The organism is Nocardioides marinisabuli, assembly GCF_013466785.1.
In the GTDB taxonomy this organism is placed as follows: domain Bacteria; phylum Actinomycetota; class Actinomycetes; order Propionibacteriales; family Nocardioidaceae; genus Nocardioides; species Nocardioides marinisabuli.
Genome location: NZ_CP059163.1, coordinates 1,384,409 through 1,410,424 on the forward strand (window position 1 = coordinate 1,384,409; position 26,016 = coordinate 1,410,424).

Below are 26,016 nucleotides of genomic sequence, written 5' to 3' on the forward strand. Positions count from 1 at the left end.
GTGGTCGCACGCACCTCCGCTGCGCCCCGTCGGGTCGCGGTGGTCGGCTCCGGCGTCGCCGGACTGACCGCCGCGTACGTCGCCTCGCGCACCGCCCACGTCACCCTCTACGAGGCCGACGACCGGCTCGGCGGGCACGCCGACACCCACACGGTGGGCGAGAAGCGGCCCGACGGCAGCGAGCACGAGCTGCGCATCGACACCGGCTTCATCGTCCACAACCGCCGCACCTACCCGACCCTGCTGCGCCTGTTCGCCGAGCTCGGCGTGCCCACGCAGCAGTCGGAGATGTCGATGTCGATCCGCGACGACGACTCCGACCTCGAGTGGGCCGGCGCGCTCGGTCGCCGCGGCGTGGTCCCCTCGCGGGGCCACCTGGCTCGGCCGGCGTACCTGCGGATGCTCACCGAGATCCCGCGCTTCCACCGCCAGGCCCGCGCCCTGCTGGCCACCGACAGCCCCCGCGGCACCGACGAGCGCACGTTGCGCGAGTTCCTCGCCGACGGCGGCTTCAGCGACTACTTCGTGCGCCACTTCATGGAGCCGATGGTGGCCGCGGTCTGGTCGTGCGACCCGGAGGTCTCGCTCGAGTACCCCGCGCGCTACCTCTTCAGCTTCCTGCAGCACCACGGCATGCTCAGCATCTTCGGCTCGCCGACCTGGCGCACCGTGAGCGGCGGCTCGCACACCTACGTGCAGCGCGTCGGTGCGGCCCTGCCCGACGTGCGCCTGGGCACCAAGGTCACCTCGGTCCTCGAGACGCCCGGTGGCGTCGAGGTCACCGACGGCAACGGCGAGACCGCGTCGTACGACGCCGTCGTGCTGGCCACGCACCCCTCGCAGACGCTGGCGATGCTGGCCGAGCCGACGCCGCTGCACCACGAGCTGCTCGGCGCGATGCCCTACTCGCACAACACCGCGCTGCTGCACACCGACACCTCGCTGCTGCCGCGGCTGCGCAACACCTGGGCGTCGTGGAACTTCCTGCGCCCCTCCGCGGCCCAGGAGCGCCCCGACGGCGCCGAGGGCGTCGTGGTCACCTACGACCTGACCCGCCTGCAGCGCCTCGACACCGACACCCACTACCTGGTCACCCTCGGCGGCGAGCACCTCGTCGACCCGGCGAGCGTGATCGACCGGATGGAGTACGAGCACCCGCTCTACACCCCCGAGTCCGTCGCCGCCCAGGCCCGCCTCGGCGAGCTCGACACCGACCGGGTGGCGCTGGCCGGCGCCTACCACGGGTGGGGCTTCCACGAGGACGGCGCGCGCTCCGGCCTGCGCGCGGTCGAGCGGCTGGGGCTGACCTGGCCCGAGCGCCCGACCGCGGCCGACGTCGAGGCCGGCGTCGTCTACGACACCACCATCCGCCACCAGCGCCGTACGCCGTGGAAGCGCGCCTTCACGCACCGCTCGCACACCTGGCTCGTCGACCTCGACGACCTGCCCGACCACAAGTCGACGTCGTGGCTGCGCGGCTCCTTCGAGGCCCGCGACCACCTGGGCTCCCCCGAGCGCACCATCCGCGAGAACGTCGAGCACTTCCTCGGCCTCCAGGGCGTGCGGCTCGACCCCGACACCCGGGTGCTGATGGCCGCGCAGCCGCGCGCCTTCGGCTACTGCTTCAACCCGATCACCGTCTTCTGGGCGCTGGCGCCCGACGGCGGCGTCGAGGCGTGCGTCGTCGAGGTGCACAACACCTACGGCGACCGGCACGCCTACCTCGTCCGGCCCGACGAGCAGGGCCGCGCCCGCACCGACAAGGCCATGTACGTCTCCCCGTTCCACGGCACCGACGGGCACTACGAGCTGGCCGTCCCGGTGCCCGGGGAGCGGCTCGACATCGCCGTCACCCTGCACTCCGACGGCGACGCACGGTTCAGTGCGTCGCTGACGGGGAACAGGAGCGGGACCAGTTCCCTGCGCGCCGCCCCGGCCGCCCTGCGAGGATCCGTGCTGATCCGTCTGCACGGCGTGTGGCTGTGGCTGCGCAGGCTCCCGATCCGACAGCGACCCGCGCACCACCAGGAAGGCGTCTCGCGATGACCATGACCCCGTCCCGACCCACCAGCCCGCCGCAGGCGGACCGCTGGCCCGGCCTCGACGTCGTCCCCGGCGGACCCCGCGCCCGGGTCTCCGCGGCCGTGGCCCGCAGGCTCTTCGTCGCCGCGGTCAGCCGCCTCGACGTGACGGTGCACCTCGACCTGCCCGAGGGCCGGCGCACCATCGGTCGCGGGGGCCCCGAGATGACTGTGCACCGCCCCGACGAGCTCTGGGCCCGGGTGGGCCGCCACCAGCTCATCGGCTTCGGCGAGGCCTACCTGACCGGCGCCTGGGACGCCCCCGACCTGGGCGGCTTCCTGACGGTGCTGGCGGCTGAGATCCAGGACCTGGTGCCGCAGAACCTCCAGAAGGCCCGGGCCCTGATCGTCAAGCGCCCGCCGAGCTGGATGCATTCGAGCAAGAAGAACAGCCAGGCCAACATCGCGCACCACTACGACCTGTCCAACGACCTGTTCGAGCTGTTCCTGGACCCGACCATGAGCTACTCCTCGGCGCTCTTCGAGGGCAGCCCGGCCGCCGCGCGGGCCGAGGACCTCGAGGCGGCCCAGGCCAACAAGATCGAGCGCCTGCTCGACCGGGCCAAGGTCGGCGAGGGCTCACGGGTCCTCGAGATCGGCTCCGGCTGGGGCGAGCTGGCCATCCGCGCCGCGCGCCGCGGCGCCACGGTGCGCACCATCACGCTCTCGGTCGAGCAGCAGCACCTGGCGCAGGCCCGGGTCGAGGCGGCCGGCTTCAGCGACCGCGTCGACGTGGAGATCTGCGACTACCGCGACGTCACCGGCGAGTTCGACGCCGTGGTCTCGGTCGAGATGATCGAGGCGGTCGGCCACGACTACTGGGGCGAGTACTTCCGCACCATCGACTCGGTGCTGGCCCCCGGCGGCGTGGTGGCGATCCAGGCGATCACGATGCCCCACGACCGGATGCTGGCCACCCGCAACACCTACACGTGGATCCACAAGTACATCTTCCCCGGCGGGCTGCTGCCCTCGGTGTCGGTCATCGAGCAGATCACCCACGAGCAGACCTCGCTGCGCCTGGTCGAGCGCCAGGCCTTCGGGCAGCACTACGCCGCGACCCTGCGGCTGTGGGACGACGCCTTCCTCGGCGCGCCCGAGCAGGTCGCCGACCTGGGCTTCGACGAGACGTTCGTGCGGATGTGGCACTTCTACCTCGAGTACTCCCGCGCCGGCTTCGCCTCGGGCTACATCGACGTCAACCAGCTGGTGCTCACGCGCCCGGAGGACTCATGACCAGCGCCACCGTCCACTCCATCGGCCCCGCGGTCGACCAGCAGGGGGTCGCGCAGCGGCTGGCCCTCGCGCTGGAGCCGTTCCTGCGCGGGCCCCTGCCGGTGCGGCTGGTCGCGTGGGACGGCTCGGCCACCGGCCCGGCCGACGGGTCGGTCCCGACCGTCGAGCTGCGCACCCCCGACGCCGTACGACGCCTGCTGTGGCACCCGGGCGAGCTCGGGGCCGCGCAGGCCTACGTCACCGGTGAGCTCGACGTGCCCGAGGTCGACGGCTGGGACCTCGACTCGGCGCTGACCCACGCCTTCGCGGTGGCCCGCGAGCGGGGGCTCTCGGGCGTGCGCCCGACGCCGCGCGCGCTGGTCGAGGCGGTGCGCACCGCCGCCGGGCTGGGCCTGCTGGGCCGGCCGCCGGCCAACCCGGCCTCCCAGGCCAAGGTGCGCGGTCGCCTGCACTCCAAGGGCCGCGACCGCTCCGCGATCTCGTTCCACTACGACCTGTCCAACGAGTTCTACTCGATGGTCCTCGAGCCGCAGATGGCCTACTCGTGCGGCTACCACTCCTCCCCGGAGCAGTCCCTCGAGGACGCCCAGCGCGCCAAGCTCGACCTCGTGTGCACCAAGCTCGGCCTCGAGCCGGGCATGCGGATGCTCGACGTCGGCTGCGGCTGGGGCTCGCTGTCGCTGCACGCCGCCGAGCACTTCGGCGCCCAGGTGACCGGCGTGACGATCGCTGCGGAGCAGAAGAGGTTCATCGACGCCCGCATCGCCGAGCGCGGGCTGGGCGACCGGGTCGAGATCCGGTTGCAGGACTACCGCGACGCGGTGCCGGCCCCCGGCCGGGAGTACGACGCGGTCGGCTCGCTCGAGATGGGCGAGCACGTCGGCCAGGGCAACTACCCGACGTACGCCAGGGTGCTGCACGACTCGGTCCGCCCCGGTGGGCGGGTCCTGGTGCAGCAGATGTCGCGCGCGGGCAAGTGGCCCGGCGGCGGGCCCTTCATCGAGAGCTTCATCGCGCCCGACATGCACATGCGCCCGGTCGGCGAGACCGTCGGGCTGCTCGAGGCCGGTGGCCTCGAGGTGCGTGACGTGCACGCGCTGCGCGAGCACTACGTGCTGACCGTCGCGGGCTGGCTGGAGCGCTTCGAGGCGAACGTCGAGCGGCTCACCGAGCTCGTCGGCGAGGAGGTCGTGCGCGTGTGGCGGCTCTACCTCGTCGGGGGCGCGATGGCCTTCCGCGACGGCCGGATGGGCGTCGACCAGATCCTGATGATCCGGCCGAACGGCCCCCACACCCTGCCGGCTGTACGAGACTGGTGACATGGATGCCGCGCCTGCCCTGACCACCTCCCTGCTCGCGGCGCTGGCCTGCGTCGTCGTCGTGATGACCGCGACCGCGCTGCGGGCCCGCCAGCTCGGCGTCGTCGCGGTCGTCGACGTCGCCTGGGGCCTCGGCTTCGTCATCGTCGCCGCGGTGACGGCGCTGGTGGGCCTGGCCGCCGACGGGGCCGACTGGCACCGCTGGCTGGTGCTGGCGATGGTCGCCGCGTGGGGCGGGCGCCTGGCCTGGCACGTGCGCAGCCGCGCGGTGGGCCAGCACGGCGGCAAGGAGGACCCGCGCTACGAGGAGATGCTCGGCGGGTCCCTGCAGGAGGTCGGCCTGGGCACCGCGGTGCGCCGGGTCTTCGCGGTGCAGGGGACCGCGCAGTGGTTCGTCTCGGTGCCGGTCGCGGTGGGTGCGGTGCTGGCCCTCGAGCACACCTGGGTGCTGGTGCTGGGTGTGGTGGTGTGGGCGACCGGGCTCGTCTTCGAGGCCGTCGGCGACCGCCAGCTGGCCGCGTACATGTCACGCCCCCGCGACGAGCGCCCCCCGGTCATGGACCAGGGCCTGTGGGGCTGGACCCGTCACCCCAACTACTTCGGCGACGCCTGCGTGTGGTGGGGCCTGTGGCTGGCCGCAGCCGCCTCGACCGGCTGGGTCGCCGGCCTCGCCACGGTGCTGTGCCCGGTCGCGATGACGCTCTTCCTGCGCAACGTCACCGGCGCCAAGCTGCTGGAGAAGAGGATGAGCCAGCGCGACGGGTGGGACGAGTACGCCGCTCGCGTGCCCATGTTCTTCCCCCGCCCGCCGCGCTCCTGAGGCTGCGGCCCTTTCCGCTCAGCGCATCGTGATGGTGCGCGACCTCTCCCCGCCGCCGATCTTCTTGACCCGCAGCTTGAAGGCGTCGGCACCCTTCGTGTCGGGTCGGTCCTTGTCGATGTCGGCGACGTCGCCGTCGCCGTCGGCCCGGTGGACGCGGGAGTGGACCTTGCGGCCGTCGTGCTTGAGCACGACGCGCCACCTGCTGCCGGGCTCGGCGTCCTCGACCTCGACCTCGACCTCGAAGCGGCCGTCCTCCTTCTCGACGGAGAAGTCGACCTCGGCGCCCCCGACGCGGAAGTCACGGTCCTGCTCGGGCCCGTCGGCGTGGGCCGGCCCGCCCAGCAGGGCCAACGGGGTGGCCAGGAGTGCGGCGGCGCCGAGGGTGGCGGTGGCGGTGCGGATCTTCGACATGGTGTCGTTCCTTCCATCGGTGGTCTCCGGGTGCGAGCACCACGATGGCCGCGCAGGATGAGCCAGCCGTGAGGTCACGATGAGACCCCTCTCATCTCGCCGGGTCGACGCGGCGCGGGGCCGGGTGGACACTCGAGTGGTGGCACACGACGGGGCCGCGAGGGTGCGGTCGGCGATGCGGGCGGTGGCCCGCGCCGACTACCTGCCGCCCGAGGTCCGGGACCGCGCCGGGGACGACGCCCCGGTGCAGATCGGGCACGGCCAGACCAACAGCCAGCCCCGCACCGTCGCCGACATGCTGCGGCTGCTCGACCCCCGTCCCGGGCAGCGGGTGCTCGACGTGGGCTGCGGCTCCGGGTGGACCACCGCCCTGCTGTCGTGGCTGGTGGGCCCGGACGGCACGGTCCTCGGCGTCGAGCTCGAGCCGGCGCTGGTGCGGATGGCGCGCGCGCACCTCGCGGCGCAGCAGGTGGCGCGGGTGCGTGTCGAGCAGGCCGACCCCGAGCGGCTCGGCTGGCCCGCGGAGGCGCCGTACGACGCCGTCCTGGTCTCCGCGGAGGCGCGCGAGCTGCCGCAGGCGCTGCTCGACCAGCTGGGCGACCCCGGCCGGATGGTGGCGCCGGTCAACGGGGTGATGCTGCTGGTCGAGCGCCGCGACGGCGTGGACGAGGTGACCCGGCACGGGCACTACCGGTTCGTGCCGCTGCGGTGAGCCGCGCCGGGGAGGGCCTCAGGCGAGCCCGACCAGCTCCGCCGAGCGCTCCCACAGCCCGTCGATGAGCGCCTGGTCGTGGGCCTGGCGGTGCTCGCGGCCGTCGATCTTGAACCGGCTGAAGTAGCGCCCGTCGATCTCGGGGTCGGCTCCGCGGTGGGCCAGGGCGACCAGCGGCGCGGCGCCGTCGGGGACGCTGATGGTGCCGAAGCGCTTCAGCGGCGTGCGGTAGAGGAGCCCGATGAAGAACGAGTCGCGGCCGAAGGAGCTGCCGACCGGGCCGGGGTGCACGGCGACCGACCGGATGCCATCGGCCGCCCAGCGCTGGGTGATGCCGCGCGTGAAGAGGATGTTCATCAGCTTGCCGGTGCCGTACGCCGGGAACTCCCGCGCTCGGCGGTGCTCGTAGTCGAGGTCGTCGACCACCACGCGGCCCAGCAGGTTGGCGATGCTGGAGGTGTTCATGACCAGCGACCCGTCGGCCGCGGCCAGCTGCGGGTGCAGCAGCCGGGTCAGCAGGTAGGGCGCCAGGTGGTTGACCTGGAGGTTCGGCTCGTGCCCGTCGTGGGTGCGCTGCGATGGCGAGAAGGTGCCGCCGGCGTTATTCACCAGCAGGTCGAGGTGCTCGACCCGCTCGGCCACCTGCTTGGCCAGGTGCCGCACGTCGTCGAAGCGGGAGAAGTCGGCCACCAGCGGCTCGGTCCCGACCGCCTCGGCGATCGGGCGCAGCTTGTCGGCGCTGCGCCCGGTGACGTGCACCGTCGCCCCCTCGGCGGCCAGCACCTTCGCGGTCTCCGCCCCGATCCCGTCGCTCGCACCGGTCACCAGGACGGTGCGGCCCGCCATCGTCTGCTCAGTCATGCCGCGAGCCTAGGCGGCCGCTCCCCACCCGCATGCCTCCAGCGGCATCCGCGACCCGGCGCCAGTTCCCCGCCCACCCGGCGCCAGTTCCTCGCCGAGCCGGCGCCACTTCCCGCGGGCCGGCCCGTTCGAACCAGCCGGCTCGGCGCCCACCACGCCGTACGGCGACGGCGTGAGGAAGAAGCGCCGACTCGCGCAGGAACTCACGCCGACTCGCGCACCGACCCACCCCGACCCGGCGCCAGTTCCCCGTCCACCCGGCGCCACTTCGCGCGAGCCGGCGCGTTCGAACCAGCCGGCTCGACGCCCACCACGCCGTACGGCGACCGCGCGAGGAACAAGCGCCGACTCGCACAGGAACTCACGCCGACTCGCGCACCGACCCACCCCGACCCGGCGCCAGTTCCCCGCCCACCCGGCGCCAGTTCCCGCGAGCCGGCCCGTTCGAACCAGCCGCCTCGACGCCCACCCCGCCGTACGGCGACCGCGCGAGGAACAAGCGCCGACTCGCACAGGAACTCACGCCGACTCGCGCACCGAGCCACCCCGACCCGGCGCCAGTTCCCCGCCCACCCGGCGCCACTTCCTCGCCGACCCGGCGCCAGTTCCCCGCCCACCCGGCGCCACTTCCTCGCCGACCCGGCGCCACTTCCTCGCCGACCCGGCGCCACTTCCCGCGAGCCGGCCCGTTCGAACCAGCCGGCTCGACGCCCACCACGCCGTACGGCGACGGCGTGAGGAAGAAGCGCCGACTCGCACAGGAACTCACGCCGACTCGCGCCGCCCAACTTCCTGCGCCATCGGCATCGGGGTGAGCAGGCACCTGGCAGGATTCCGGTCGTGAGCGAGATGTCCCCCGGCGAGACCGGCGACCTGGGCCACGAGCTGGTGCGGCTGGCCTCCGCCGACAACTTCCGCGACCTGGCCGGCCCGGGCCACACGACGGCCGACGGCCACCCGCTGCGGCCGGGGGTGCTCTACCGCTCCAACGAGCTGCAGCTCAGCGACGCCGATGCGCACCGGTTGGCCGGGCTGGGCCTCGGCGAGATCTTCGACCTGCGCGAGCAGCACGAGGTCGACGCCCACCCCGACATCGAGGTCGCGGGCGCGACCTGGCACCACCTGCCGGTGCCGGGCATCCCGATGGACCAGGTCGTCGCGCTGGCCACCCGCGAGGAGGCCGACGAGGCGATGCGCGCGGTCTACCGCGGTTTCGTCGACGACGAGCTGGCGCGCGCGAGCCTGGCCGACCTGCTCACCCGGCTGGCCGCCGGCACCGGGCCCCAGATCTTCCACTGCACCGCGGGCAAGGACCGCACGGGCTGGGTCTCGGCGCTGCTGCTGCGCCTGGCCGGGGTCGACGAGGAGACGGTGCTGGCCGACTACCTGCGCACCAACGAGGTCAACGGCACCCGCGAGAAGTACCTCGCCATGGTCGCCGAGCACCTGGGCCCCGAGAAGGTCGCGGTCTACGAGAGCATCATGGTCGCCGAGGCCGGCTACCTCGCGGCCGCCGACGAGCGGGTGCGCGCCGAGCACGGCGACCACGCGACGTACGCCGTCGAGGGGCTGGGGGTCAGTCGCGAGACGGTGGCGGCGCTGGTGGCACGGCTGCGCTAGCGCCCCGGCCGTCGAGCGCCTCCAGCGTGGTGGTCGGCGGCAGCCGCCGCAGCTCGTCGGGGTCGGGCGGCGGCTCGACGATGTCGTCGTCCTCGTCGAAGCGCACGTCGATGATCTCGTTGACCTTGTGGCGCTGCGAGCGCACGTAGTAGGTGTAGGCGCGCTTGTCGGCCGGGGTCAGGTCGACCTTGTCGATGAAGAGCGTCAGCAGCGAGCGCGGGTAGAGGTGGCGGGCCAGCACGACGTTGACCTCCATGCCGATCACCCCCATCACCGCGGCGATGTAGATGACGCCGATCAGGCCGAGGACCAGGGCGAAGGTGCCGTTCATCCCGTCGGTCTCGTTGATCACCGCGGTGACGTAGAGGGTGCCGAGCCACTGCAGGAGCTGCCACAGCGCCGCCACCACGAAGGCCCCCGGGGCGGCCTGCGACCAGCGCAGCCGCCGCGCGGCCGCGAACCGGAACAGCCCGGTCAGGACCATTCCCACCAGCAGCACCGTGACCAGGCGGATCAGCCAGCGCCACGAGCCGTCGGCGGTGGGCGCGAACATGTCGGTCTCCGAGCCGAGCGCCGAGACGACCGAGACGCCCAGCACCGCCACGCCCGAGGTCACCAGCAGCACCAGGCTCTTGAGCCGCAGCACCACCGGGTTGGGCCGGCTGTTGCGCGGCACCGACCAGGCGATGTTCTGCGCGTTCTGCAGCGCCTGCCCCAGCCCCAGCGCGCCGTACAGCGCGGTCAGCGAGCCGACCACCACCGCGGTCGTCGACCCGGTCATCCCCTCGGGGCGCCCGAGCTCCTCGCCGATGATCGGGAACTGGCGCAGCGCCGAGCTGAGCACGGCCTCCTGCAGCCCGGGGTTGCCCTGCAGGAGGAAGCCGAGGATCGAGGTGGCCAGCAGCAGCAGCGGGAAGATCGCGATAAAGCCGTAGTAGGTGATGATCGCGGCCAGGTAGGGGCCCTGGTCGTCGACGTACTTGTAGAAGACGGCGATCGGCACCGAGAGGGGTGGGAAGCGCCGCTGCGCGCGGTCGGCACCGTCCAGGACTCTTCCCACCCACCCCACGCTAGTAGGTCGGTCAGTAGGACTTGGGCAGCCCCAGCGAATGCATCGACACGAAGTTGAGGATCATCTCCCGGCTGACCGGCGCGATCCGGCCCACCCGGGTGGCCACCAGCAGCCCCGCCATGCCGTACTCCTGGCTCGCGCCGTTGCCACCGTGGGTCTGCACGGCGCGGTCCACGACGTCGCAGGCGGCCTCCGCGGCGGCGTACTTGGCCATGTTGGCGGCCTCGCCCGCAGCCATCTCCTCGCCGGCGTCGAGCAGGGCGGCGGCCTTCTGGTTCATCAGCCGCGCCATCTCGATCTCGATGTGGCTCTGGGCCAGCGGGTGCGCGATCGCCTGGTGCGCGCCGATCGGCTGGCCGAAGACCTCGCGCTCCTTCGCGTACGCCGTCGCCTGGCGCAGCGCGTAGCGCGCCAGGCCCAGCGAGAAGGCGGCCGCCATGATCCGCTCGGGGTTGAGCCCGGCGAAGAGCTGCACCAGCCCGCCGTCCTCGTCACCCACCAGCGCGTCGGCCGGCAGCCGCACGTCGTCCATGAACACCTGGAACTGGTTCTCGGGACTGACGATCTCCATCGGGATCGCGTTGGCCTCGAAGCCCTCGGCGTCCGTGGGCACCACGAACAGGCACGGCTTGAGCTTGCCGGTGCGCGCGTCCTCGGTGCGGGCCACGACCAGCACGTTGTCGGCCTCGTCGATGCCCGAGATCCAGATCTTGCGGCCGTTGAGCACCCAGCCGTCGCCGTCGCGGCGGGCGGTGGTGGTGATGTTGTGGGTGTTGGTGCCGGCGTCGGGCTCAGTGATGGCGAAGGCCATCGTGCCGGTGCCGTCGCACAGCCCGGGCAGCCACTTCTGCTTCTGCTCCTCGGTGCCGTAGCGGGTGATGATGGTGCCGCAGATCGCCGGGCTGACGACCATCAGCAGCAGCGGGCAGCCCTGCGCCGAGAGCTCCTCGCAGACCGCGGCGATGTCGCCGATGCCGCCGCCCCCGCCGCCGTACTCCTCGGGAATGTTGATGCCGAGGTAGCCGTTCTTGGCGATCGCCATCCACAGGTCCGTCGTCTTGCCGCCGGAGCGGGCCTTCTCGACGAAGTAGTCGCGCCCGTAGGTCGCGGCCAGCTTGGCGACCTGCTTGCGCAGCTCCTGGCGCTCCTCGGACTCGGTGAACGCGTGCGTGCTCATTGCTTCTCCTCCACTACTGCCAGGACCTCTCCGGCCGCGACCTGCGAGCCGGGTCGTACGTCGAGCGTGGCCACCACACCGTCGGTGGGGGCGCTGACCGTGTGCTGCATCTTCATCGCCTCGAGCACCAGCACCGGGTCACCGGCGGCGACCTCGTCGCCCTGGGCGACCAGGACCTTCACGACGCTGCCGGGCATCGGCGCCAGCAGGCTGCCGCTGGCCACCGCGTCGGCGGGGTCGGTGAAGCGCGGCACCCGCGCCAGGCGCACGTGGCGCCCGGGCGAGTCGACGTCGACGACCGGGCGGTGGGTCGACCCGCTCACCGCCACGTCGTACGTCGTGCGCACGCCGTCGCGCTCGAGGCTCACGGCCGTGGCGCTCACCGAGACCACGCGGAAGCCCTCGACCGTGTAGCCGTCGCGCCCGCCCCGCCACTCGACCACGAGCGGCTCGTCGGCGCCGGACACCTCGAGCTCGGTGCGCTGCGGCGCGGAGACGACGTTGCGCCAGGCGACCGGTGCGCCGTGCTGGACGGTGCGCTCGGCCCGGGTGCGCTCGGCCAGCGCCAGGGCGGCCGCGACCGGCGCCCCGGGGTCGTCGTCGGCGCCCGCGAACAGGTCGGGGTGCTCGGCGAGGAAACCGGTGCTGACCCGACCCGCGACGAAGTCGGGCTCGCGCAGCGCCGCGACGAGCAGGTCGCGGTTGGTGACCAGCCCGTGGATCCGGGCCCGCGAGAGCACCCCGGCGAGGCGCCGGGCGGCGGCCTCGCGGGTGGGGGCGTGCACGACCACCTTGGCCAGCATCGCGTCGTAGTGCGTGGAGACGACCGACCCGCTGGCGAAGCCCGCGTCGACGCGCACCCCCGGCTCCTCGCCGTCGGCGCCCGGGATCTCGAAGCGGGTCAGCGGCCCGCTCTGCGGCTGGTAGTCGGCCGCCGGGTCCTCGGCGTAGAGCCGCACCTCGATGGCGTGGCCCCGCGCCGGGGGCACCTCGGGCAGGCCGTGACCCTCGGCGACCGCGAGCTGCTGCTCGACGAGGTCGAGGCCGTGCACCAGCTCGGTGACCGGGTGCTCGACCTGCAGGCGGGTGTTCATCTCGAGGAAGAAGAACCGCTCGGTGGCGGGGTCGTAGAGGAACTCCACGGTGCCCGCGCCCCGGTAGTCGATCGCGGTCGCGGCGGCCACCGCGGCCTCGTGCATGGCGGCGGCGACCTCGGGGCGCAGCCCCGGGGCCGGCGACTCCTCGACGACCTTCTGGTGGCGCCGCTGCAGCGAGCAGTCGCGCTCGCCGACGGCCACCGCGCCGCCGCGGCCGTCGCCGAGCACCTGCACCTCGACGTGGCGGCCGCGCTCGACGTACGTCTCGACGAAGACGGTGCCGTCGCCGAACGCGGAGGCGGCCTCGGCCTGCGCGGCCGCGACCTCGCCGGGCAGGTCGGCCAGGGTGCGCACGATCCGCATGCCCCGCCCGCCGCCGCCGGCCGACGCCTTGACGATCAGCGGCAGGTCGGCCTCGGTGGCGGTCTCGACGGTGTGGTCGGTCAGCACCGGGACGCCGGCGGCCTCCATCAGCTTCTTCGACTCGATCTTCGAGCCCATCTGCTCGATCGAGGCGGCCGCCGGGCCCACCCAGGTCAGCCCGGCGGCCTCGACGGCGCGGGCGAAGTCGGCGTTCTCCGACAGGAAGCCGTAGCCGGGGTGGATCGCGTCGGCGCCCGCGGCCCGGGCGGCCTCGAGCACCAGGTCGGCGCGCAGGTAGGTCTCGCCCGGGGCGTTGCCGGGCAGGCGCACGGCGGCGTCGGCCTCGGCGACGTACGGGAGGTCGGCGTCGGCGTCGGAGTGCACGGCGACGGTCTCGATGCCCAACGCCCGGCAGGTCCGGAAGACCCGCGAGGCGATCTCGGCGCGGTTGGCGACCAGCAGTCGGGTGATCATGGGGGCGCTCACATCCTGAAGACGCCGTAGCCGGCGGCGCCGGTCCAGGGCTGGTTCTCGATGACGGACAGGCAGATGCCCAGGACGGTGCGGGTGTCGCGGGGGTCGATGACCCCGTCGTCGTAGAGCATCCCGGAGAGGAAGTGCGGCAGCGACTGCTCCTCGACCGAGGCCTCCACCATCTGCTTCACGGCCGCGAAGCCCTCGGCGTCGAACACCTCGCCCTTCGACTCCGCCGACTGCTGGGCCACGATCTCGAGCACCCCGGCGAGCTGGGCCGGGCCCATCACCGCCGACTTCGACGAGGGCCAGGTGAAGAGGAAGCGCGGGTCGTAGGCGCGCCCGTTCATGCCGTAGTTGCCGGCGCCGTACGACGCGCCGAGCACCACGGTCAGGTGCGGCACCGAGGAGTTGCTGATCGCGTTGATCATCATCGCGCCGTGCTTGATGATGCCGCCCTGCTCGTACTCCTTGCCGACCATGTAGCCGGTGGTGTTGTGCAGGAACAGCAGCGGCGTGTCGGACTGGTTGGCCAGCTGCACGAACTGCGCGGCCTTCTGGGCCTCCTGGCTGAACAGCACGCCCTGGGCGTTGGCCAGGATGCCGATCGGGCGCCCGTGCAGGCGCGCCCAGCCGGTGACCAGCGAGGTGCCGTAGAGCGGCTTGAACTCGTCGAAGACCACCGCGTTGCCCGGGCCGACGCCGTCGCAGAGCCGCGCGATCACCTCGCGCGGGTCGAAGGGCTCCTTCAGGTCGGCCGGCACCAGGTCGAGCAGCTCCTCGGGGTCGGCGTCCGGCTCGGCGTACGCCGCCGGCGCGGGCCGGGGCCGGCGCCCCAGCCGGGCCACGATCCGCCGCCCGATCCGGATGGCGTCGCGCTCGTCCTCGGCGAGGTAGTCGGCCAGCCCGGAGGTGCGCGCGTGCATCTCGGCGCCGCCCAGCGACTCGTCGTCGGACTCCTCGCCGGTGGCCATCTTCACCAGCGGCGGGCCGCCGAGGAAGACCTTGGCCTGCTCCTTGACCATCACGGTGTAGTCGCTCATGCCGGGCACGTAGGCGCCGCCGGCCGTGGAGTTGCCGAAGACCAGCGCGACGGTGGGCTGCTTGCGCGCACTGGCGCGGGTGAGGTCGCGGAAGAGCTTGCCGCCGGGGATGAAGATCTCCTTCTGGGTGGGCAGGTCCGCACCCCCCGACTCGACCAGCGAGACCGTCGGCAGGCCGTTCTCCTCGGCGATCTGCGCGGCCCGGAAGATCTTCTTGACCGTCCACGGGTTGCTCGCGCCGCCCTTGACGGTGGGGTCGTTGGCGGTGATCACGCACTCGACGCCCTCGACGACGCCGATGCCGGTGACCACGGAGGCGCCGACGGTGAAGTCGGAGCCCCAGCCGGCCAGCGGCGAGAGCTCGAGGAAGGCCGAGCCCTCGTCGACGAGCAGCTCGATGCGCTCGCGCGGCAGCAGCTTGCCGCGGCCGTGGTGGCGGGCCACCGAGCGCTCGCCGCCGCCGGCGACGGCCTTGGCCTGGTCCTCGTGCAGCGCCGACAGCTTCTCGAGCATCGCCTCGCGGTTGCTCACGACTCCACCACCTGCTTCATCCGCTCCAACGTGGTCCGCATCCCCTTCTCGTTCGTCCTCCCGCGCAGCCGGCCCAGCAGCAGCCAGTACAGGCGGAACGGCAGTGCCGCCTCGAGCCGGAAGTACTCGGTGACCCGGGAGCCCCCGGCCCCGTCGGGCTCGATCCGGTAGCCCCAGTTGTTGACCGTCACGTCGTCGGTGCCGACGCTGAACTCGAAGAGCCGCGGCTCCTCGCAGGCCGTCACCTGGCAGGGCGACCAGTACGTCGGCCCGACGCCGTTGCGCTTGACGTGGCCCTTGAAGCTGGCGCCGACCTCGGGGCCGGTGGAGCCGCGCGTCCAGCGCGCCTCGAAGGTCTCGGGCGAGAACTCCCCGATCCGCGTCACGTCGCTGACCAGCGCCCACACCTCCTCGGGTGGGGCGTCCATGGCCACCGTGACCTCACCGGTCATCGGGGGCACGAGTCGGTCCAGGATCATCGGCTCTCGCCTCTCGTGGGTGCGTAGCCCAGCAGCTTGGCCGCGAGGTCGGTGAGGACCTCGGTGGCGCCGCCGCCGATGGGCAGGATGCGGGCGTCGCGGTAGTGCCGCTCCACCTCGGTGCCGTGCATGTAGCCGGTGCCGCCGTGCAGCTGCACCGCCTGGTCGCAGACGTACGTCGCCGCGTCGCAGGCGGTCTGCTTGGCCAGGCAGGCCTCGGCGACGGTCGCGCCGCGCTCGACGACCGCGCGGGTGTAGGTGCGCGCCACCTCGACCTGGCGGTGCATCTCGACCAGCTTGTGGCGCACCACCTGGTTGGCCACCAGCGGCCTGCCGAAGGTGTCGCGCTCGTGGCAGTACGCGGCGGTCAGCTCGAGGCTGCGCGCGGCGATGCCGTAGGCGTGCACCGCGAGGGCGATCCGCTCGGAGACGAACTGCTCGGCGATCTGGTAGAAGCCCGACCCCTCGGCGCCGACGAGGTTGCCCACCGGCACCCGCACGTCGACGTACGACAGCTCGGCGGTGTCGGAGCAGTGCCAGCCCATCTTGCGCAGCGAGCGGTCGACGGTGAAGCCGGGCGTGCCGCGCTCGACGACGAGCAGGCTGACGCCGGCGTGGCCGGCCTCGCCGGTGCGCACCGCGGTGGTCACGAAGTCGGCGCGCACACCGGAGGTGATGAAGGTCTTGGCGCCGTTGACGACGTAGTGGTCGCCGTCGCGGACGGCGGTGGTGCGCAGGCCGGCGACGTCGGAGCCGCCGCCGGGCTCGGTGATCGCCAACGAGCCGATCGTCTCGCCGGCCAGGGTGGGCCGCACGAACCGGTCGACCAGCGCGTCGGCGCCGGCCTCGCCGCGACCGGCGGCCGCGACCATGTGCGGCAGCGCGATGCCGCTGGTGAGGAGACCGGCGAGCAGCCCGCTGGAGGCACCGGCCGAGAGCATGCCCTCCTGCAGGTCGACGGAGTCGAGCATCGAGCCGCCCTCGCCGCCGACGTCGGTGGGGAACGCGAGACCGAGCAGGCCCTGCTTCGCGGCCGCCGCGTGCAGCTCGCGCGGGATGCTGCCGGCGTCCTCCCACTCCTGCAGGTGGTCGACGACCTCGCGGCGGGCGAACTCGGCGCCGAGCTCGCGGATCTCGCTCATGTCAGCAGTCCTTCCTGGATGTGCACCGACCGCGAGCGTGCCCACTCGCCCAGGCCCTTGGCCTGCGGGTCGAAGCGGGTCGAGGCGGCCACGCCCTGGCCGAGCAGCCCCTTGATGACGACGTTGACGGCGCCGAGGTTGGGCAGCACGTGCACCTCGATCGCCTCGTCGGGCAGCGCGGCGGCCTCGGGCAGCAGCTCGCGCACCTTGCGCGGGCTGATGATCTTGGCCAGCCAGGTCACCCGGGCGGCGTACTTGTCGGGCGGGCCGTCGTGGGAGACCCACAGCCCGAGGTTGGCGTCGCCGCCCTTGTCGCCGGAGCGGGCGTGCACGAAGGTGCCCAGCGGCAGCCGGCGGTTCAGCGTGTCGGCCGGGGCGGGGTACGGCGAGGGGCGCAGGCCCAGGGTGTGGTCGGCCTCGGCGTACGTCGTCGGGTCGGGCGCGGTCTCGCGGGTGCCGTCGGGCAGCACCACGACGTGCTCGACGGCCGAGCGGTCGACGTACGCCGCGCGGTAGACGCCGTACGGCGTGGGGGCGCCGGGCGGGCCGGTCATCGTGAAGCCGGGGTAGGACCCGAGGGCGAGCTCGACCGCGGGGCCGGTGAACGCCTTGGCGACCGGGCCCTGCTCGGGGTCGGTGACGGTGCAGCGCAGCAGCACCGACGCGCCCTCCTCGGTGTCGGCGTCGGCGGCGGGCGGGGTCGGCCGGGTCCAGGTCACCTCCTGGGCGGTCAGGCGCGGCGCGAGCTGCTCGCGCACCCAGTCGGCCTTGGCCTCGATGTCGAGGCCGGTGAGCACCAGCTCGATGCTGTTGCGCCAGCCGCCGAGCTCGTTGACGCAGACCTTGAGCCGCTCGGGCGGCGCCTCGCCGACCACGTCGCTGACGCGCACGCGGTCGGGGCCGACCTGCTCGAGGCGGACGGTGTCGAGGTGGGTGGTGACGTCGGGGCCGAGGTACCGGGTGGACTGGATCTCGTAGACCAGCTGGGCGGTGACGGTGTCGACGGTGACCGCGCCGCCGGTGCCGGCCTGCTTGGTGATGGTGGAGGAGCCGTCGGCCTCGATCTCGGCGACCGGGAAGCCCAGCGGCACCGAGAGGTCGACGCCGGCGGCGGCCAGCGAGCGGAAGCCGCTGAAGTTGCCACCGGTGGCCTGGGTGCCGCACTCGAGCACGTGCCCGGCGACCACGGCGCCGGCGAGCTCGTCGTGCTGGTCGGCTTCCCAGCCGAAGTGGGCGACGGCGGGGCCGACGACCAGGGAGGCGTCGGTCACGCGGCCGGTGACGACGACGTCGGCGCCGGCGGTGAGGGCGCGGGCGATGCCGAAGCCGCCGAGGTAGGCGTTGGCGGTCAGGGCACCGTCGAGGCCGACGTCGGCGGCGCGGGCGCGCAGGTCGTCGCCCTCGACGTGGGCCACGGCGACGTCGAGGCCGAGGCCCTGCGCGACCTCGCGGACGCGCTCGGCGAGCCCGGCGGGGTTGAGCCCGCCGGCGTTGGAGACGATCCGGGTGCCGCGCTCGAGCGCGAGGCCCAGGCAGTCCTCGAGCTGGCGCAGGTGGGTGCGCGCGTAGCCCAGCGAGGCGTCGCGCATCGTGTCCTTGCCGAGGATCAGCATGGTGAGCTCGGCGAGGTAGTCGCCGGTGAGCACGTCGAGGGTGCGGCCGTCGTCGAGGGCCCCCTCGAGCATCTCGCGCATCGCCGACATGCGGTCGCCGTAGAAGCCCGAGCAGTTGCCGACCAGCAGCGTCGGCGCGTGGGTGCCGGTCATCGCTGCTCCCGACCGGGGCCGGCGGGCCCGGCGAAGGCCTGGGCGATGGTGAGCCAGGTCGCGGCGTCCTCGCCGGTCGCGACCAGGTCGGTGTCGTCGCGGTGCACGCGCTGGGTGACCAGCAGGCAGAAGTCGTACGCCGACCCGGTCACCGTCTGGGCGGCGTCCTCCGGCCCCCAGGCCCAGGTCTCGCCCGAGGGGGAGACCAGCTGCACGCGGAACTGCTCGGCGGGCGGCTGCTGCTCGTGCACCGAGTAGGCGAAGTCGCGGGTGCGCACGCCCAGGTGGGCGACGTGGCGGACGCGGTCGGTGGGCTCGTGCCGCACGCCGAGGGCGTCGTACACGTCGAGCGCGTGCGCCCAGGTCTCCATGAAGCGGGCGGTGCCCATCGAGGTCGGCGACATCGGCGGGCCGAACCAGGGCATCTTCTGCCCGGCCGGCACCTCGCGCAGCGCGGTGGTCAGCTCGTCGCGGGCCTTGCCCCAGCGCGCGAGCAGCGCCTCGGGGGCCAGCCGGGCCACCTCGAGGGCCGCGGAGTCGACGAAGCCGGTGGGGTCGGCCATCGCGGCGAGGACGATCTCGTCCCAGGCCGCCTTGCCCTCGGGGGTGTGGCTGCGGGCGGCGAGCGCCGCGACCTCGTCGGTCCAGGCGAGGTGGGCGACCTGGGTGGCCACGCTCCAGCCGGGGGCGGGCGTGGGCGTGGCCCAGCCGTCGGCGTCGAGCCCGGTGACGGTCGACCAGAGCTGGTCGCCCTCCGCGCGCAGGTCGCCCAGCAGGGCCTCGAGCAGGTCACTCATCGCGTTCTCCTCGTGAGGGTGGTGTCGAGCGTGTCGGCCCAGCGGTCGAGAATCCGGTCGCGGCGGGCGGCGTCGTCGGTGACGGTGTTGGCCAGGCCGAGGCCGCGGGCCAGGTCGAGGGTGGCCTGCACCAGCTCGCGCACGCCCTCGACGGACTCGTCGGCGTCGAGCAGCTCGACGGTCAGGCGGTGGGTCTCGCGGCCGACCTTCTGTTCGAGCGGACCGACCGAGGCGTGGAGCCCGGGGTCGGTGCGGGCGGCCACCCACAGCTCGAGGGCGGCGACGAAGACCGGGGAGGTGAAGTGGTCGGCGAGCACCTGCAGCACCCCGCGGGTGCGCGGCACGTCGGGCGGCAGCGCCGCGGCGGCGGCGTCCAGCTCGGCGACGCGCGTCGCGGTGAGGTGCTCCACGGCGGCGACGACCAGGTCGTTCTTGGTCGGGAAGTGGTGCAGCTGGGCCCCGCGGCTGACCCCGGCCCGCTCGCTGACCAACGTCGTGGTGGTGCCCGCGAAGCCGCGCTCGACCAGCAGCTCGACGGTGGCGTCGAGGAGCCGCGCCCGCATCAGCCGGGTGCGCTCGCCCTGGGGCACACGGGTGGGGGCGCTGGTCACGGGCACAGCCTGTCCGCTCATCAACAAACAGTCAAGCCTGACTTTTGTTGGCGCGTCGTCATCCTGGCGCACCGCACGCGGGCGTCGGCGTGTCGCGTGCGGTTCGTCAGGACCATCGGATGGTCGATCCGTCGCCGTGCGGCGACGCCGCCGACTCCCTATCGACGCTTCCCGTCCAGGAAGAGGGACACGGCCTTGTCGATCCGCCTCTGGCGCGTGTCCGGGGATTTGGCAGCATTGATGTTGTCCACGTGGTAGCGCTGGAGGCTGTTGGACAGGTCGTCGAAGAACCCTCGTGCCGCGCCGTCCGCGTCCAGCGCGGCAGCGAAGTCGACAGGCACGTCGACGGTGCGCGGCGAGTCCGCCACCGTCAGAGCCACGCGGATCTGATCACCGCCAGCCAGTCCAGTGGCTGCGCGCACCGCGGCACTGAGGCTGATGAGGTACTGACCGCGCATCACGGCCACCGTGCTCCGGTACTCGTACCCGTTGACGTCCACCTCGACCGGCGGACGCCTCCCCGCGCCCAGCTGCGCGATGACTTCCTCAGGGACCACGATCCCCGTGTTGTTCCCGAACGCCGTCAGCGTGGTCTCGAAGCACACACGGCTGGGCTCGTCAGATCTCAACTCTCGTACCTCCGCCTCGGGGACATGGACCACACGCTAGGGCCTGGCACCACGTCGAGCGCCTCATCCGCGACACCCGTGGGGGCCGCGATTCGGCGCGGCTGCCCCGCGCGGCCGCGCCTCACTCGGCGACCAGCTCGTCGATCTGGTTGATGGCCGCGGAGGCTCCCTCGACGACACCCATGTCGAGGACGGCCTGCAGCGCCTCGGCGCTGGCGTAGGTGCTGACGTACGTCGCCCGGGTGCCGCCGTCGTGCTCGGCGAAGGAGAAGACGTTGGTGCTGACCGGCAGGTCGGGGTTCTTGGTGAACTGCTCGTCGAGCGCGAACCCGTCGTCGAAGCTGAAGCCGCTGGGCTCGTCGACGCTGCGGACCTCCCAGAAGCCGTAGTAGCGCTCCCCCTCGGGGCTGGTCATGTAGTAGTTCATCCGCCCGCCGGGGGCGAGGTCGTGGTCGACGAAGGTGGCCGGGTGGGTCGGCGGCCCCCAGACCCGCTCCAGCTGGCGCGGGTCGGCGTACACCTCCCAGATCCGCTTCGGCGGCGCCGGGAAGTCGGCGACGATGGTCAGGGTGCGGGCGTCGAGGTCGTGGGTGACGTCGGTGACGGGCATGGTGCTCAGTCCTTCTGCTCGGGTGGTGGGGGCGCCTGGTCGGCGCTGAGGTCGGGCTCGGGGTCGGGCTCGGCGATGAGCTCGTCGATCCGGGAGATGCGGCCACGCCAGAGGGACTCCAGCTCGGTGAGCATCGCGCCCACCGACCGCACCGCTGCGACGTCACCGCTGGCGAGGGCTTCGCGGCCCTGCCGACGCTTGGTCAGCAGGCCGGCCCTCTCCAGCACGGCGACGTGCTTCTGCACCGCGGCGAAGCTCATGTCGTACGACGCCGCGAGCGTCGAGACGGAGTGCTCACCGGCCAGCACCCGGCGCAGGATGTCGCGCCGCGTGCGGTCGGACAGCGCGTGGAACCAGGCGTCCACCCTGTCCTCTCCGTCCATGGGCCCAACATACAACCAACTGGTTGTACGTTGTCAAGGGTCCCGGCCGCCTTTCCTCCGCACGCCGCCCACACCGGCCACGGCCGGAGCCCGTGTGCGGCAGACTGCTGACGTGCCCGTCCTCCGCGACCGATCCGACCTCCGAGGTCGGCCTGCGCTGGCCGCCCTGCTGGCGGCGGCGTCGCTGCTCACCGCGGCCTGCGGTGGCGAGGCCGAGACCGTCACCGCCGCGGGGGTGCGGGTGCTGGTGGGAGAGCGCACCAGCGAGGGCATGGCCGCCCTCCTGACGGGACGGCTGGCCGACGTGGGCGGCTGCCTCGGGATCGAGCCGGACGAGGTGGGCGACGCGATGGCCGTCGTCTGGCCGCACGGGACCGAGGTCGTGGACGACGCCCCCCTCACGATCGAGGTGCCCGACGAGGGCCGCTACGCCATCGGCGACACGGTCAGCCTCGCTGGGGGCACCGTCGCCGGCGACGAGGTGGGTGGCCTCCCGCTGCCCCCGGAGTGCTCCGGCGAGCAGACCTGGCTGAGCCACTAGCCGGTTCGCGCCGGGTCAGCGCGAGATTCGCGCCGGGTCAGCGCGAGATCTGCGCCGGGTCAGCGCGAGATCTGCGCCGGGTCAGTCGAGGCGGGCGACCAGGGGCAGCCGCGAGCGGGCGGTGAGGCCGACGACGGCCGAGGTCAGCAGCGGCAGCCCGACCACGACGCCGACGACCATCAGCCACGGCACGTCGAGGTAGTGGCTGGGCACGTCCACGGCGTCCCCGAACCCGTACGGCGCGGTGAGCGGGTAGGTGATGGCCACACCGGGCACCGCCCCCACGAGGGCGCCGAGGACCGCGCCGACCAGCCCCACGACCAGCGCGTACGCCGCCGCCACGCCGCGGCGGGTGCGGGGCGCGGCCCCGACGGCCGAGAGGGTGGCCAGGTCAGGCCGGGCGTCGGAGAGCGCCAGGAACGTCGCGGTCAGGGTGCCGCCCAGCATCAGCACCGCGCCGAGGCCGGCCAGCACCAGCTGGACGATCACCGTCTCGTCGGGCGCCTGGTAGCCGCGCTCGGCGTAGACCGTGGCCTCGACGGCCGCGCCCTGCACGGTCTCGGAGATGTCGCGCTCCTGGGCTGCCCCGACCGGTCCGGGCAGGTAGAGCCCGACGTCGGTCACCGGCGCCCCCAGCCGCTCGGCGGCGGCCGGCGACAGCACCCCCTGCACCGGCGCGTACCCCTGGTCGACCGTGACGTAGGTGGCGGGCAGGACGGCCTGCTCGCGGCGGCCGTCGCGGCCGTGCACCTTGAGCACCACCGTGGCCCGCTCGTCGGTGAGCGGCGCGTCGGAGTAGACCAGCGCCCCGCCCGCGTCGAGCGCCTCCTGGCCGGCCGCGCGGTCGTCGTCCGACAGCCCGGTCAGCGCGCCGGGCACCTCCTCGGCGACCAGCACGCTGCCCGCGAAGGCGCCGCCGTAGCTCGACAGCACCGTCTCGCCGCCCTCCCGCCGGAAGCGCACCTCGGTGTAGCGCCCGGTGGCCTGGTCGACGCCACGCAGCCGCTGCACCTCCAGGCCGGGAGCGACACCGCGCACCGCGGTGGCGTGCTCGTCGTAGTCGGCGTCACGTCGGTAGTCGACGACGCTCATGGCGTCCATCGGCAGCGAGGCGCGGTACCCCTCGCGGTTCTGCGCCTCGTCGCTGGTGATCGCGATCCCCAGGGCGACGACGCCGGCGACGGTGGCCGCGACGGCGGCCACGGCCGGCACGGTGCGGCTGCGGTGCCGGGCGGCGTCGCGGGCGGCGAAGCGCAGCGGCAGGGGCAGCCGCGCGGAGACCCGCGCGACGGCGACGACGACGACCGGCACCAGCAGCACCATGCCCAGCACGCTGAGCAGCGCGGAGGCGGCGATCAGGACCTCGCCGTCCCCCGACCCGGCCGTCGCGCCGTACACCGCCGCGGCGACGCCGGCACCGAGGAGGACCAGCCCGACCAGCGGGGAGCGGCGCGAGGCCCGGGCATCGCCGCGGCGCCCGCCGAGCACCGCCACGACGTCCTGGCGCGAGGCCAGCCAGGCCGGCACCATCGCGGCCAGCAGCGCGCTGACCAGGCCGAAGGCGGCGACGGCGAGCAGGTGGCTCCACACCACGTCGAAGGGCCCGAAGCGGGTGTCGGAGAAGCGCTGCACCAACGGCAGCAGGGCCCGGGCTCCCAGGACCCCCAGCACCAGGCCGAGGACGGCGGCGACCCCGCCCAGCACCACCCCGGAGGCGAGGACCACGCGCCGCGACTGCGCCGGCGTGCCGCCGGCGGCCGCCATCAGCGCGAGGGTGCGGGCCGAGCGCCGCGCCCCGACCGCGAAGGCCGGGCCGGCCAGCAGCACGACCTCGAGCAGCACCATCACCACGACCAGGACGATCGTGGTGATCACCGAGGCCTCCGTCAGCGCCGAGCCCCACTGCACCTCCATCGGCAGCTCGTCGTCGGCGGGCGGGTCGGTCATGACGGCGCGCGACAGCACGACCGCGCCCTGCTCGTTGAGCTCGAGGACCTGCTCCCAGCCCACCGGGGCGCCGCCGACCAGGTAGGAGGTCGAGCCGCGCTCGTCGAGCCCGAAGGCGCCCGGCAGCCCGAAGGCGCGCGGGTGGCCGGTGTAGCGGGTGCTCTCGGCGGTGCCGACGATGCTCAGCGCGGTGCCGTCGGCCAGCGTCAGCGCCGTGCCGGGGCCGCGCTCGAGCAGCTCGGGGCTGACCACCACCTCCGTCGCCGCGGTGGGCCAGCGACCGTCGAGGAGGTCGACCAGGCCCTCGGTGAGGGGGTCGTCGAGCCGGGTCTCCACGACGTCGGCGTCGCCGAGCCCGAGCTCGGTCTCGAACTGGACCCAACCCTGCCGGAGCGTGCTGGTGGTCCGCTCGCCGCCCAGCACCTCCAGCACACCGGCACGGGTCAGCGGCTCGCCGTCGCCCCCGCCGTCGTAGGCCTGGCCCTGGTCGGGGTCGGGCTTCTGGAAGACGCGGCCGGCGCCGTCCTGGACCTCGACCAGCGCCGCTGCGGTGCCGAGCCGACGCTCGAGCACCTCCCCGCCCGACACCTCGGCGGTGCTGTAGACGGTGTCGGCGATCGCGACGGCCGCGACCGGCAGCGCGATCATCACCAGCACCAGCAGGCTGCGCGCACGGGCCCGGCGCGCGTCGCGCCAGGCGACCCGCAGCGGCAGCCGCCAGCCGCGCAGCCAGGTCAACGGGTTCACCGGGCGTCGCTCGTCTCGAGCAGCGACTCCACCGGCTCGCAGCCCGACTCGTCGACGACCACGCCGTCACGCAGGAAGACGACCCGGTCGGCCCAGGCCGCGTGCCGCGCCTCGTGGGTGACCAGCACCCCCGCGGCGCCGGCGTCGCAGCGCGCGCGCAGCAGGCGCAGCACCTCCTCGCCGGTCTCGCTGTCGAGGGCACCGGTGGGCTCGTCGGCCAGGATCAGCCGGCGCTCGCCGACGACGGCGCGCGCGATCGCCACCCGCTGCTGCTGGCCGCCGGACATGTCGTCGGGGAAGCGGTCGGCCAGCTCGGCGATGCCCACCTCCTCGAGCGCCCGCAGCGCGGCCCGGCGCGCGACCCGCGAGCGGGTGCCGTCGAGCTCGAGGGGCAGGGAGACGTTCTCGGCGGCGGTGAGCGCCGGGATCAGGTTGAAGCCCTGGAAGACGTAGCCGATCGACGTGCGCCGCATCCGCGAGCGCTCGGCCTGGGGCAGGGCCACCAGGTCGGTGCCCTCGACCTCGACCCGGCCCTCAGTGGGCTGGTCGAGCCCCCCGGCGATGGTCAGCAGGGTCGACTTGCCGGAGCCGCTGGGGCCCATCACCGCGACCAGCTCGCCCGCGTGGGCGGCGAAGGAGACCCCGCGCAGCGCCTCGACCCGGGTGGCGCCCTCGCCGTGGACGCGGGTCACGCCGTGCAGGCGCAGCAGCGCGCTCACCGGTTCGTCCCGGTGGACGTCTCGCGGCGGGCGCGAGAGCGGGCCACGGCCTCGCGCAGCCGGTCGGCCGACTGGGCCAGCCAGCGCTGCTCCTCGGCCCGCAGGCGCGCGGCCTGGGCGGCCTGCAGCTCGCCGCTCATCGCCCGGCCGCCTGCTCCGCCCGGGCGGGCGCAGGGGCCGGCGCTGACGGCGCGGTCTGCGTGGCCGCGCGGCGTACGCGGGCCTCGCAGTGGTCGAGCCAGCGGATCTCGGCCTCGGCGGCGAAGACCAGCGAGTCGAGCACCAGGCTCCAGGCCAGGTCGGCGCGGCCGCCGGCACCGTCGGCCTGCCGCTTGAGGCGGGTGTAGTCCTGCAGGGCGCCCATCGTCGCGCCACGCTGGCGCTGGATCAGGGTGCCGACGTCGACGCCGGGCACCGTGACCGCCAGGGCGAGCTTGATGGCCAGCTCGTCGCGCGGCGGCTGGGTGCGCGCGACCGGGGTGGTGAACCAGGCGGCGACCTCGTCGTGACCGGCGGCGGTGAGCCGCCAGATCTCGTGGCCCTCGTCGTCGCTGCCGGCCGGCTCGACCAGGCCGTCACGCTCGAGGCGGGTCAGGGTCGTGTAGACCTGCCCGACGTTGAGGGGCCACGCCGACCCGGTGCGGGCCTCGAACTCCGTGCGGAGCTGGTAGCCGTACATCGGCTCCTGCTCCAGCAGCGCCAGCAGCGCCTGCTTGACCGACATCTGGTGCCCCGTCTCTCCCGAACGACCGTTGCGTACCGGGTATGTATACCACGTATGCATACCCGGTATCCATGCTTGAGGTCCGTAGAAGACAGGACGGC

Annotated in this window: 25 protein-coding genes; 7 read left to right on the top strand and 18 right to left on the bottom strand. The window is 73.7% G+C overall.

From position 1 onward, the window contains the following. Genes H0S66_RS06730 through H0S66_RS06745 form a run of 4 tightly spaced genes read left to right on the top strand, consistent with a single transcriptional unit; the run spans position 1 to position 5,456 of the window. Positions 1-2,046, top strand: coding sequence for an FAD-dependent oxidoreductase (locus H0S66_RS06730; RefSeq protein ID WP_179614702.1), 2,046 nt, complete (start codon positions 1-3; stop codon positions 2,044-2,046). Beyond that, the gene (locus tag H0S66_RS06735) at positions 2,043-3,317 is read left to right on the top strand and encodes a class I SAM-dependent methyltransferase (protein ID WP_179614703.1); all 1,275 of its coding nucleotides are present in this window, start codon (positions 2,043-2,045) and stop codon (positions 3,315-3,317) included. The genes H0S66_RS06730 and H0S66_RS06735 overlap by 4 nt, the downstream gene beginning before the upstream one ends. Next, positions 3,314-4,636 (top strand): SAM-dependent methyltransferase, encoded by a 1,323-nt coding sequence (locus H0S66_RS06740; RefSeq protein ID WP_179614704.1) that lies wholly within the window; start codon positions 3,314-3,316, stop codon positions 4,634-4,636. The genes H0S66_RS06735 and H0S66_RS06740 overlap by 4 nt, the downstream gene beginning before the upstream one ends. 1 nt (position 4,637) lies before the next feature. After that, on the top strand, positions 4,638-5,456 hold the full coding sequence (locus H0S66_RS06745) for a DUF1295 domain-containing protein (protein WP_179614705.1): 819 nt from the start codon (positions 4,638-4,640) through the stop codon (positions 5,454-5,456). Between the two features lie 18 nt (positions 5,457-5,474). Here the strand turns inward: H0S66_RS06745 and H0S66_RS06750 are convergent, their stop codons facing one another. Then, positions 5,475-5,870, bottom strand: coding sequence for a hypothetical protein (locus H0S66_RS06750; protein ID WP_179614706.1), 396 nt, complete (start codon positions 5,868-5,870; stop codon positions 5,475-5,477). A gap of 139 nt (positions 5,871-6,009) precedes the next feature. Here H0S66_RS06750 and H0S66_RS06755 point away from each other — a divergent pair, with 139 nt between their 5' ends. Further along, positions 6,010-6,582, top strand: a complete 573-nt coding sequence (locus tag H0S66_RS06755) for a protein-L-isoaspartate O-methyltransferase family protein (RefSeq protein WP_258017132.1) — start codon at positions 6,010-6,012, stop codon at positions 6,580-6,582. Positions 6,583-6,600: 18 nt separating this feature from the next. On the opposite strand, the gene H0S66_RS06760 is transcribed toward H0S66_RS06755, so the two are convergent. Continuing rightward, positions 6,601-7,443: an SDR family NAD(P)-dependent oxidoreductase gene (locus H0S66_RS06760; protein WP_218876242.1), complete on the bottom strand. Its 843-nt coding sequence runs from the start codon at positions 7,441-7,443 to the stop codon at positions 6,601-6,603. Between the two features lie 849 nt (positions 7,444-8,292). Between H0S66_RS06760 and H0S66_RS06765 the strand changes: the two genes are divergently transcribed. Further along, complete coding sequence (locus H0S66_RS06765) at positions 8,293-9,063, top strand: tyrosine-protein phosphatase (RefSeq protein WP_246305372.1); 771 nt, start codon at positions 8,293-8,295, stop codon at positions 9,061-9,063. Here the strand turns inward: H0S66_RS06765 and H0S66_RS06770 are convergent. The 12 genes from H0S66_RS06770 to H0S66_RS06825 form a co-directional block, all read right to left on the bottom strand. Further along, positions 9,020-10,123: a YihY/virulence factor BrkB family protein gene (locus H0S66_RS06770; protein WP_179614709.1), complete on the bottom strand. Its 1,104-nt coding sequence runs from the start codon at positions 10,121-10,123 to the stop codon at positions 9,020-9,022. The genes H0S66_RS06765 and H0S66_RS06770 overlap by 44 nt on opposite strands. Before the next feature lie 22 nt (positions 10,124-10,145). After that, positions 10,146-11,312, bottom strand: a complete 1,167-nt coding sequence (locus H0S66_RS06775) for an acyl-CoA dehydrogenase family protein (RefSeq protein WP_179614710.1) — start codon at positions 11,310-11,312, stop codon at positions 10,146-10,148. Beyond that, entirely contained in the window at positions 11,309-13,246 is a 1,938-nt protein-coding gene (locus H0S66_RS06780) for an acetyl/propionyl/methylcrotonyl-CoA carboxylase subunit alpha (RefSeq protein ID WP_179614711.1), read from the bottom strand. The genes H0S66_RS06775 and H0S66_RS06780 overlap by 4 nt, the downstream gene beginning before the upstream one ends. An 8-nt stretch (positions 13,247-13,254) precedes the next feature. Continuing rightward, positions 13,255-14,802 carry an acyl-CoA carboxylase subunit beta gene (locus tag H0S66_RS06785; RefSeq protein ID WP_179617233.1) on the bottom strand — a complete coding sequence of 516 codons (1,548 nt, stop codon included), beginning with the start codon at positions 14,800-14,802 and terminating at the stop codon, positions 13,255-13,257. A gap of 14 nt (positions 14,803-14,816) precedes the next feature. Beyond that, a complete protein-coding gene (locus H0S66_RS06790) occupies positions 14,817-15,299 on the bottom strand; it encodes an SRPBCC family protein (RefSeq protein WP_218876243.1) in 483 nt (160 codons plus the stop codon). Then, complete coding sequence (locus H0S66_RS06795) at positions 15,296-16,441, bottom strand: acyl-CoA dehydrogenase family protein (RefSeq protein ID WP_179614712.1); 1,146 nt, start codon at positions 16,439-16,441, stop codon at positions 15,296-15,298. The genes H0S66_RS06790 and H0S66_RS06795 overlap by 4 nt, the downstream gene beginning before the upstream one ends. Further along, positions 16,438-18,207, bottom strand: coding sequence for an acyclic terpene utilization AtuA family protein (locus H0S66_RS06800; protein WP_179614713.1), 1,770 nt, complete (start codon positions 18,205-18,207; stop codon positions 16,438-16,440). The genes H0S66_RS06795 and H0S66_RS06800 overlap by 4 nt, the downstream gene beginning before the upstream one ends. Next, positions 18,204-19,004 carry a TIGR03084 family metal-binding protein gene (locus tag H0S66_RS06805; protein ID WP_179614714.1) on the bottom strand — a complete coding sequence of 267 codons (801 nt, stop codon included), beginning with the start codon at positions 19,002-19,004 and terminating at the stop codon, positions 18,204-18,206. The genes H0S66_RS06800 and H0S66_RS06805 overlap by 4 nt, the downstream gene beginning before the upstream one ends. After that, positions 19,001-19,615, bottom strand: a complete 615-nt coding sequence (locus H0S66_RS06810; protein WP_179614715.1) for a TetR family transcriptional regulator — start codon at positions 19,613-19,615, stop codon at positions 19,001-19,003. Before H0S66_RS06810 ends, H0S66_RS06805 begins: the two co-directional genes overlap by 4 nt. 158 nt (positions 19,616-19,773) lie before the next feature. After that, positions 19,774-20,220, bottom strand: a complete 447-nt coding sequence (locus H0S66_RS06815; protein ID WP_179614716.1) for a YdeI/OmpD-associated family protein — start codon at positions 20,218-20,220, stop codon at positions 19,774-19,776. Between the two features lie 145 nt (positions 20,221-20,365). Next, complete coding sequence (locus H0S66_RS06820; RefSeq protein WP_179614717.1) at positions 20,366-20,854, bottom strand: SRPBCC family protein; 489 nt, start codon at positions 20,852-20,854, stop codon at positions 20,366-20,368. Positions 20,855-20,859: 5 nt separating this feature from the next. Next, positions 20,860-21,237: an ArsR/SmtB family transcription factor gene (locus H0S66_RS06825; protein ID WP_179614718.1), complete on the bottom strand. Its 378-nt coding sequence runs from the start codon at positions 21,235-21,237 to the stop codon at positions 20,860-20,862. A 112-nt stretch (positions 21,238-21,349) separates the two neighbouring features. On the opposite strand from H0S66_RS06825, the gene H0S66_RS06830 reads away from it, so the two are divergent. After that, the gene (locus H0S66_RS06830) at positions 21,350-21,778 is read left to right on the top strand and encodes a hypothetical protein (RefSeq protein WP_179614719.1); all 429 of its coding nucleotides are present in this window, start codon (positions 21,350-21,352) and stop codon (positions 21,776-21,778) included. An 81-nt stretch (positions 21,779-21,859) separates the two neighbouring features. On the opposite strand, the gene H0S66_RS06835 is transcribed toward H0S66_RS06830, so the two are convergent. From H0S66_RS06835 to H0S66_RS06850, 4 genes are read right to left on the bottom strand one after another with little or no spacing between them, the layout of a single operon-like run. Next, positions 21,860-24,472 carry an FtsX-like permease family protein gene (locus H0S66_RS06835; RefSeq protein ID WP_179614720.1) on the bottom strand — a complete coding sequence of 871 codons (2,613 nt, stop codon included), beginning with the start codon at positions 24,470-24,472 and terminating at the stop codon, positions 21,860-21,862. Then, positions 24,469-25,191, bottom strand: coding sequence for an ABC transporter ATP-binding protein (locus H0S66_RS06840; RefSeq protein ID WP_179614721.1), 723 nt, complete (start codon positions 25,189-25,191; stop codon positions 24,469-24,471). Before H0S66_RS06840 ends, H0S66_RS06835 begins: the two co-directional genes overlap by 4 nt. Further along, positions 25,188-25,331 carry a hypothetical protein gene (locus tag H0S66_RS06845; RefSeq protein WP_179614722.1) on the bottom strand — a complete coding sequence of 48 codons (144 nt, stop codon included), beginning with the start codon at positions 25,329-25,331 and terminating at the stop codon, positions 25,188-25,190. The genes H0S66_RS06840 and H0S66_RS06845 overlap by 4 nt, the downstream gene beginning before the upstream one ends. Continuing rightward, complete coding sequence (locus H0S66_RS06850; RefSeq protein WP_179614723.1) at positions 25,328-25,915, bottom strand: PadR family transcriptional regulator; 588 nt, start codon at positions 25,913-25,915, stop codon at positions 25,328-25,330. Before H0S66_RS06850 ends, H0S66_RS06845 begins: the two co-directional genes overlap by 4 nt. Positions 25,916-26,016: the final 101 nt, after the last annotated feature.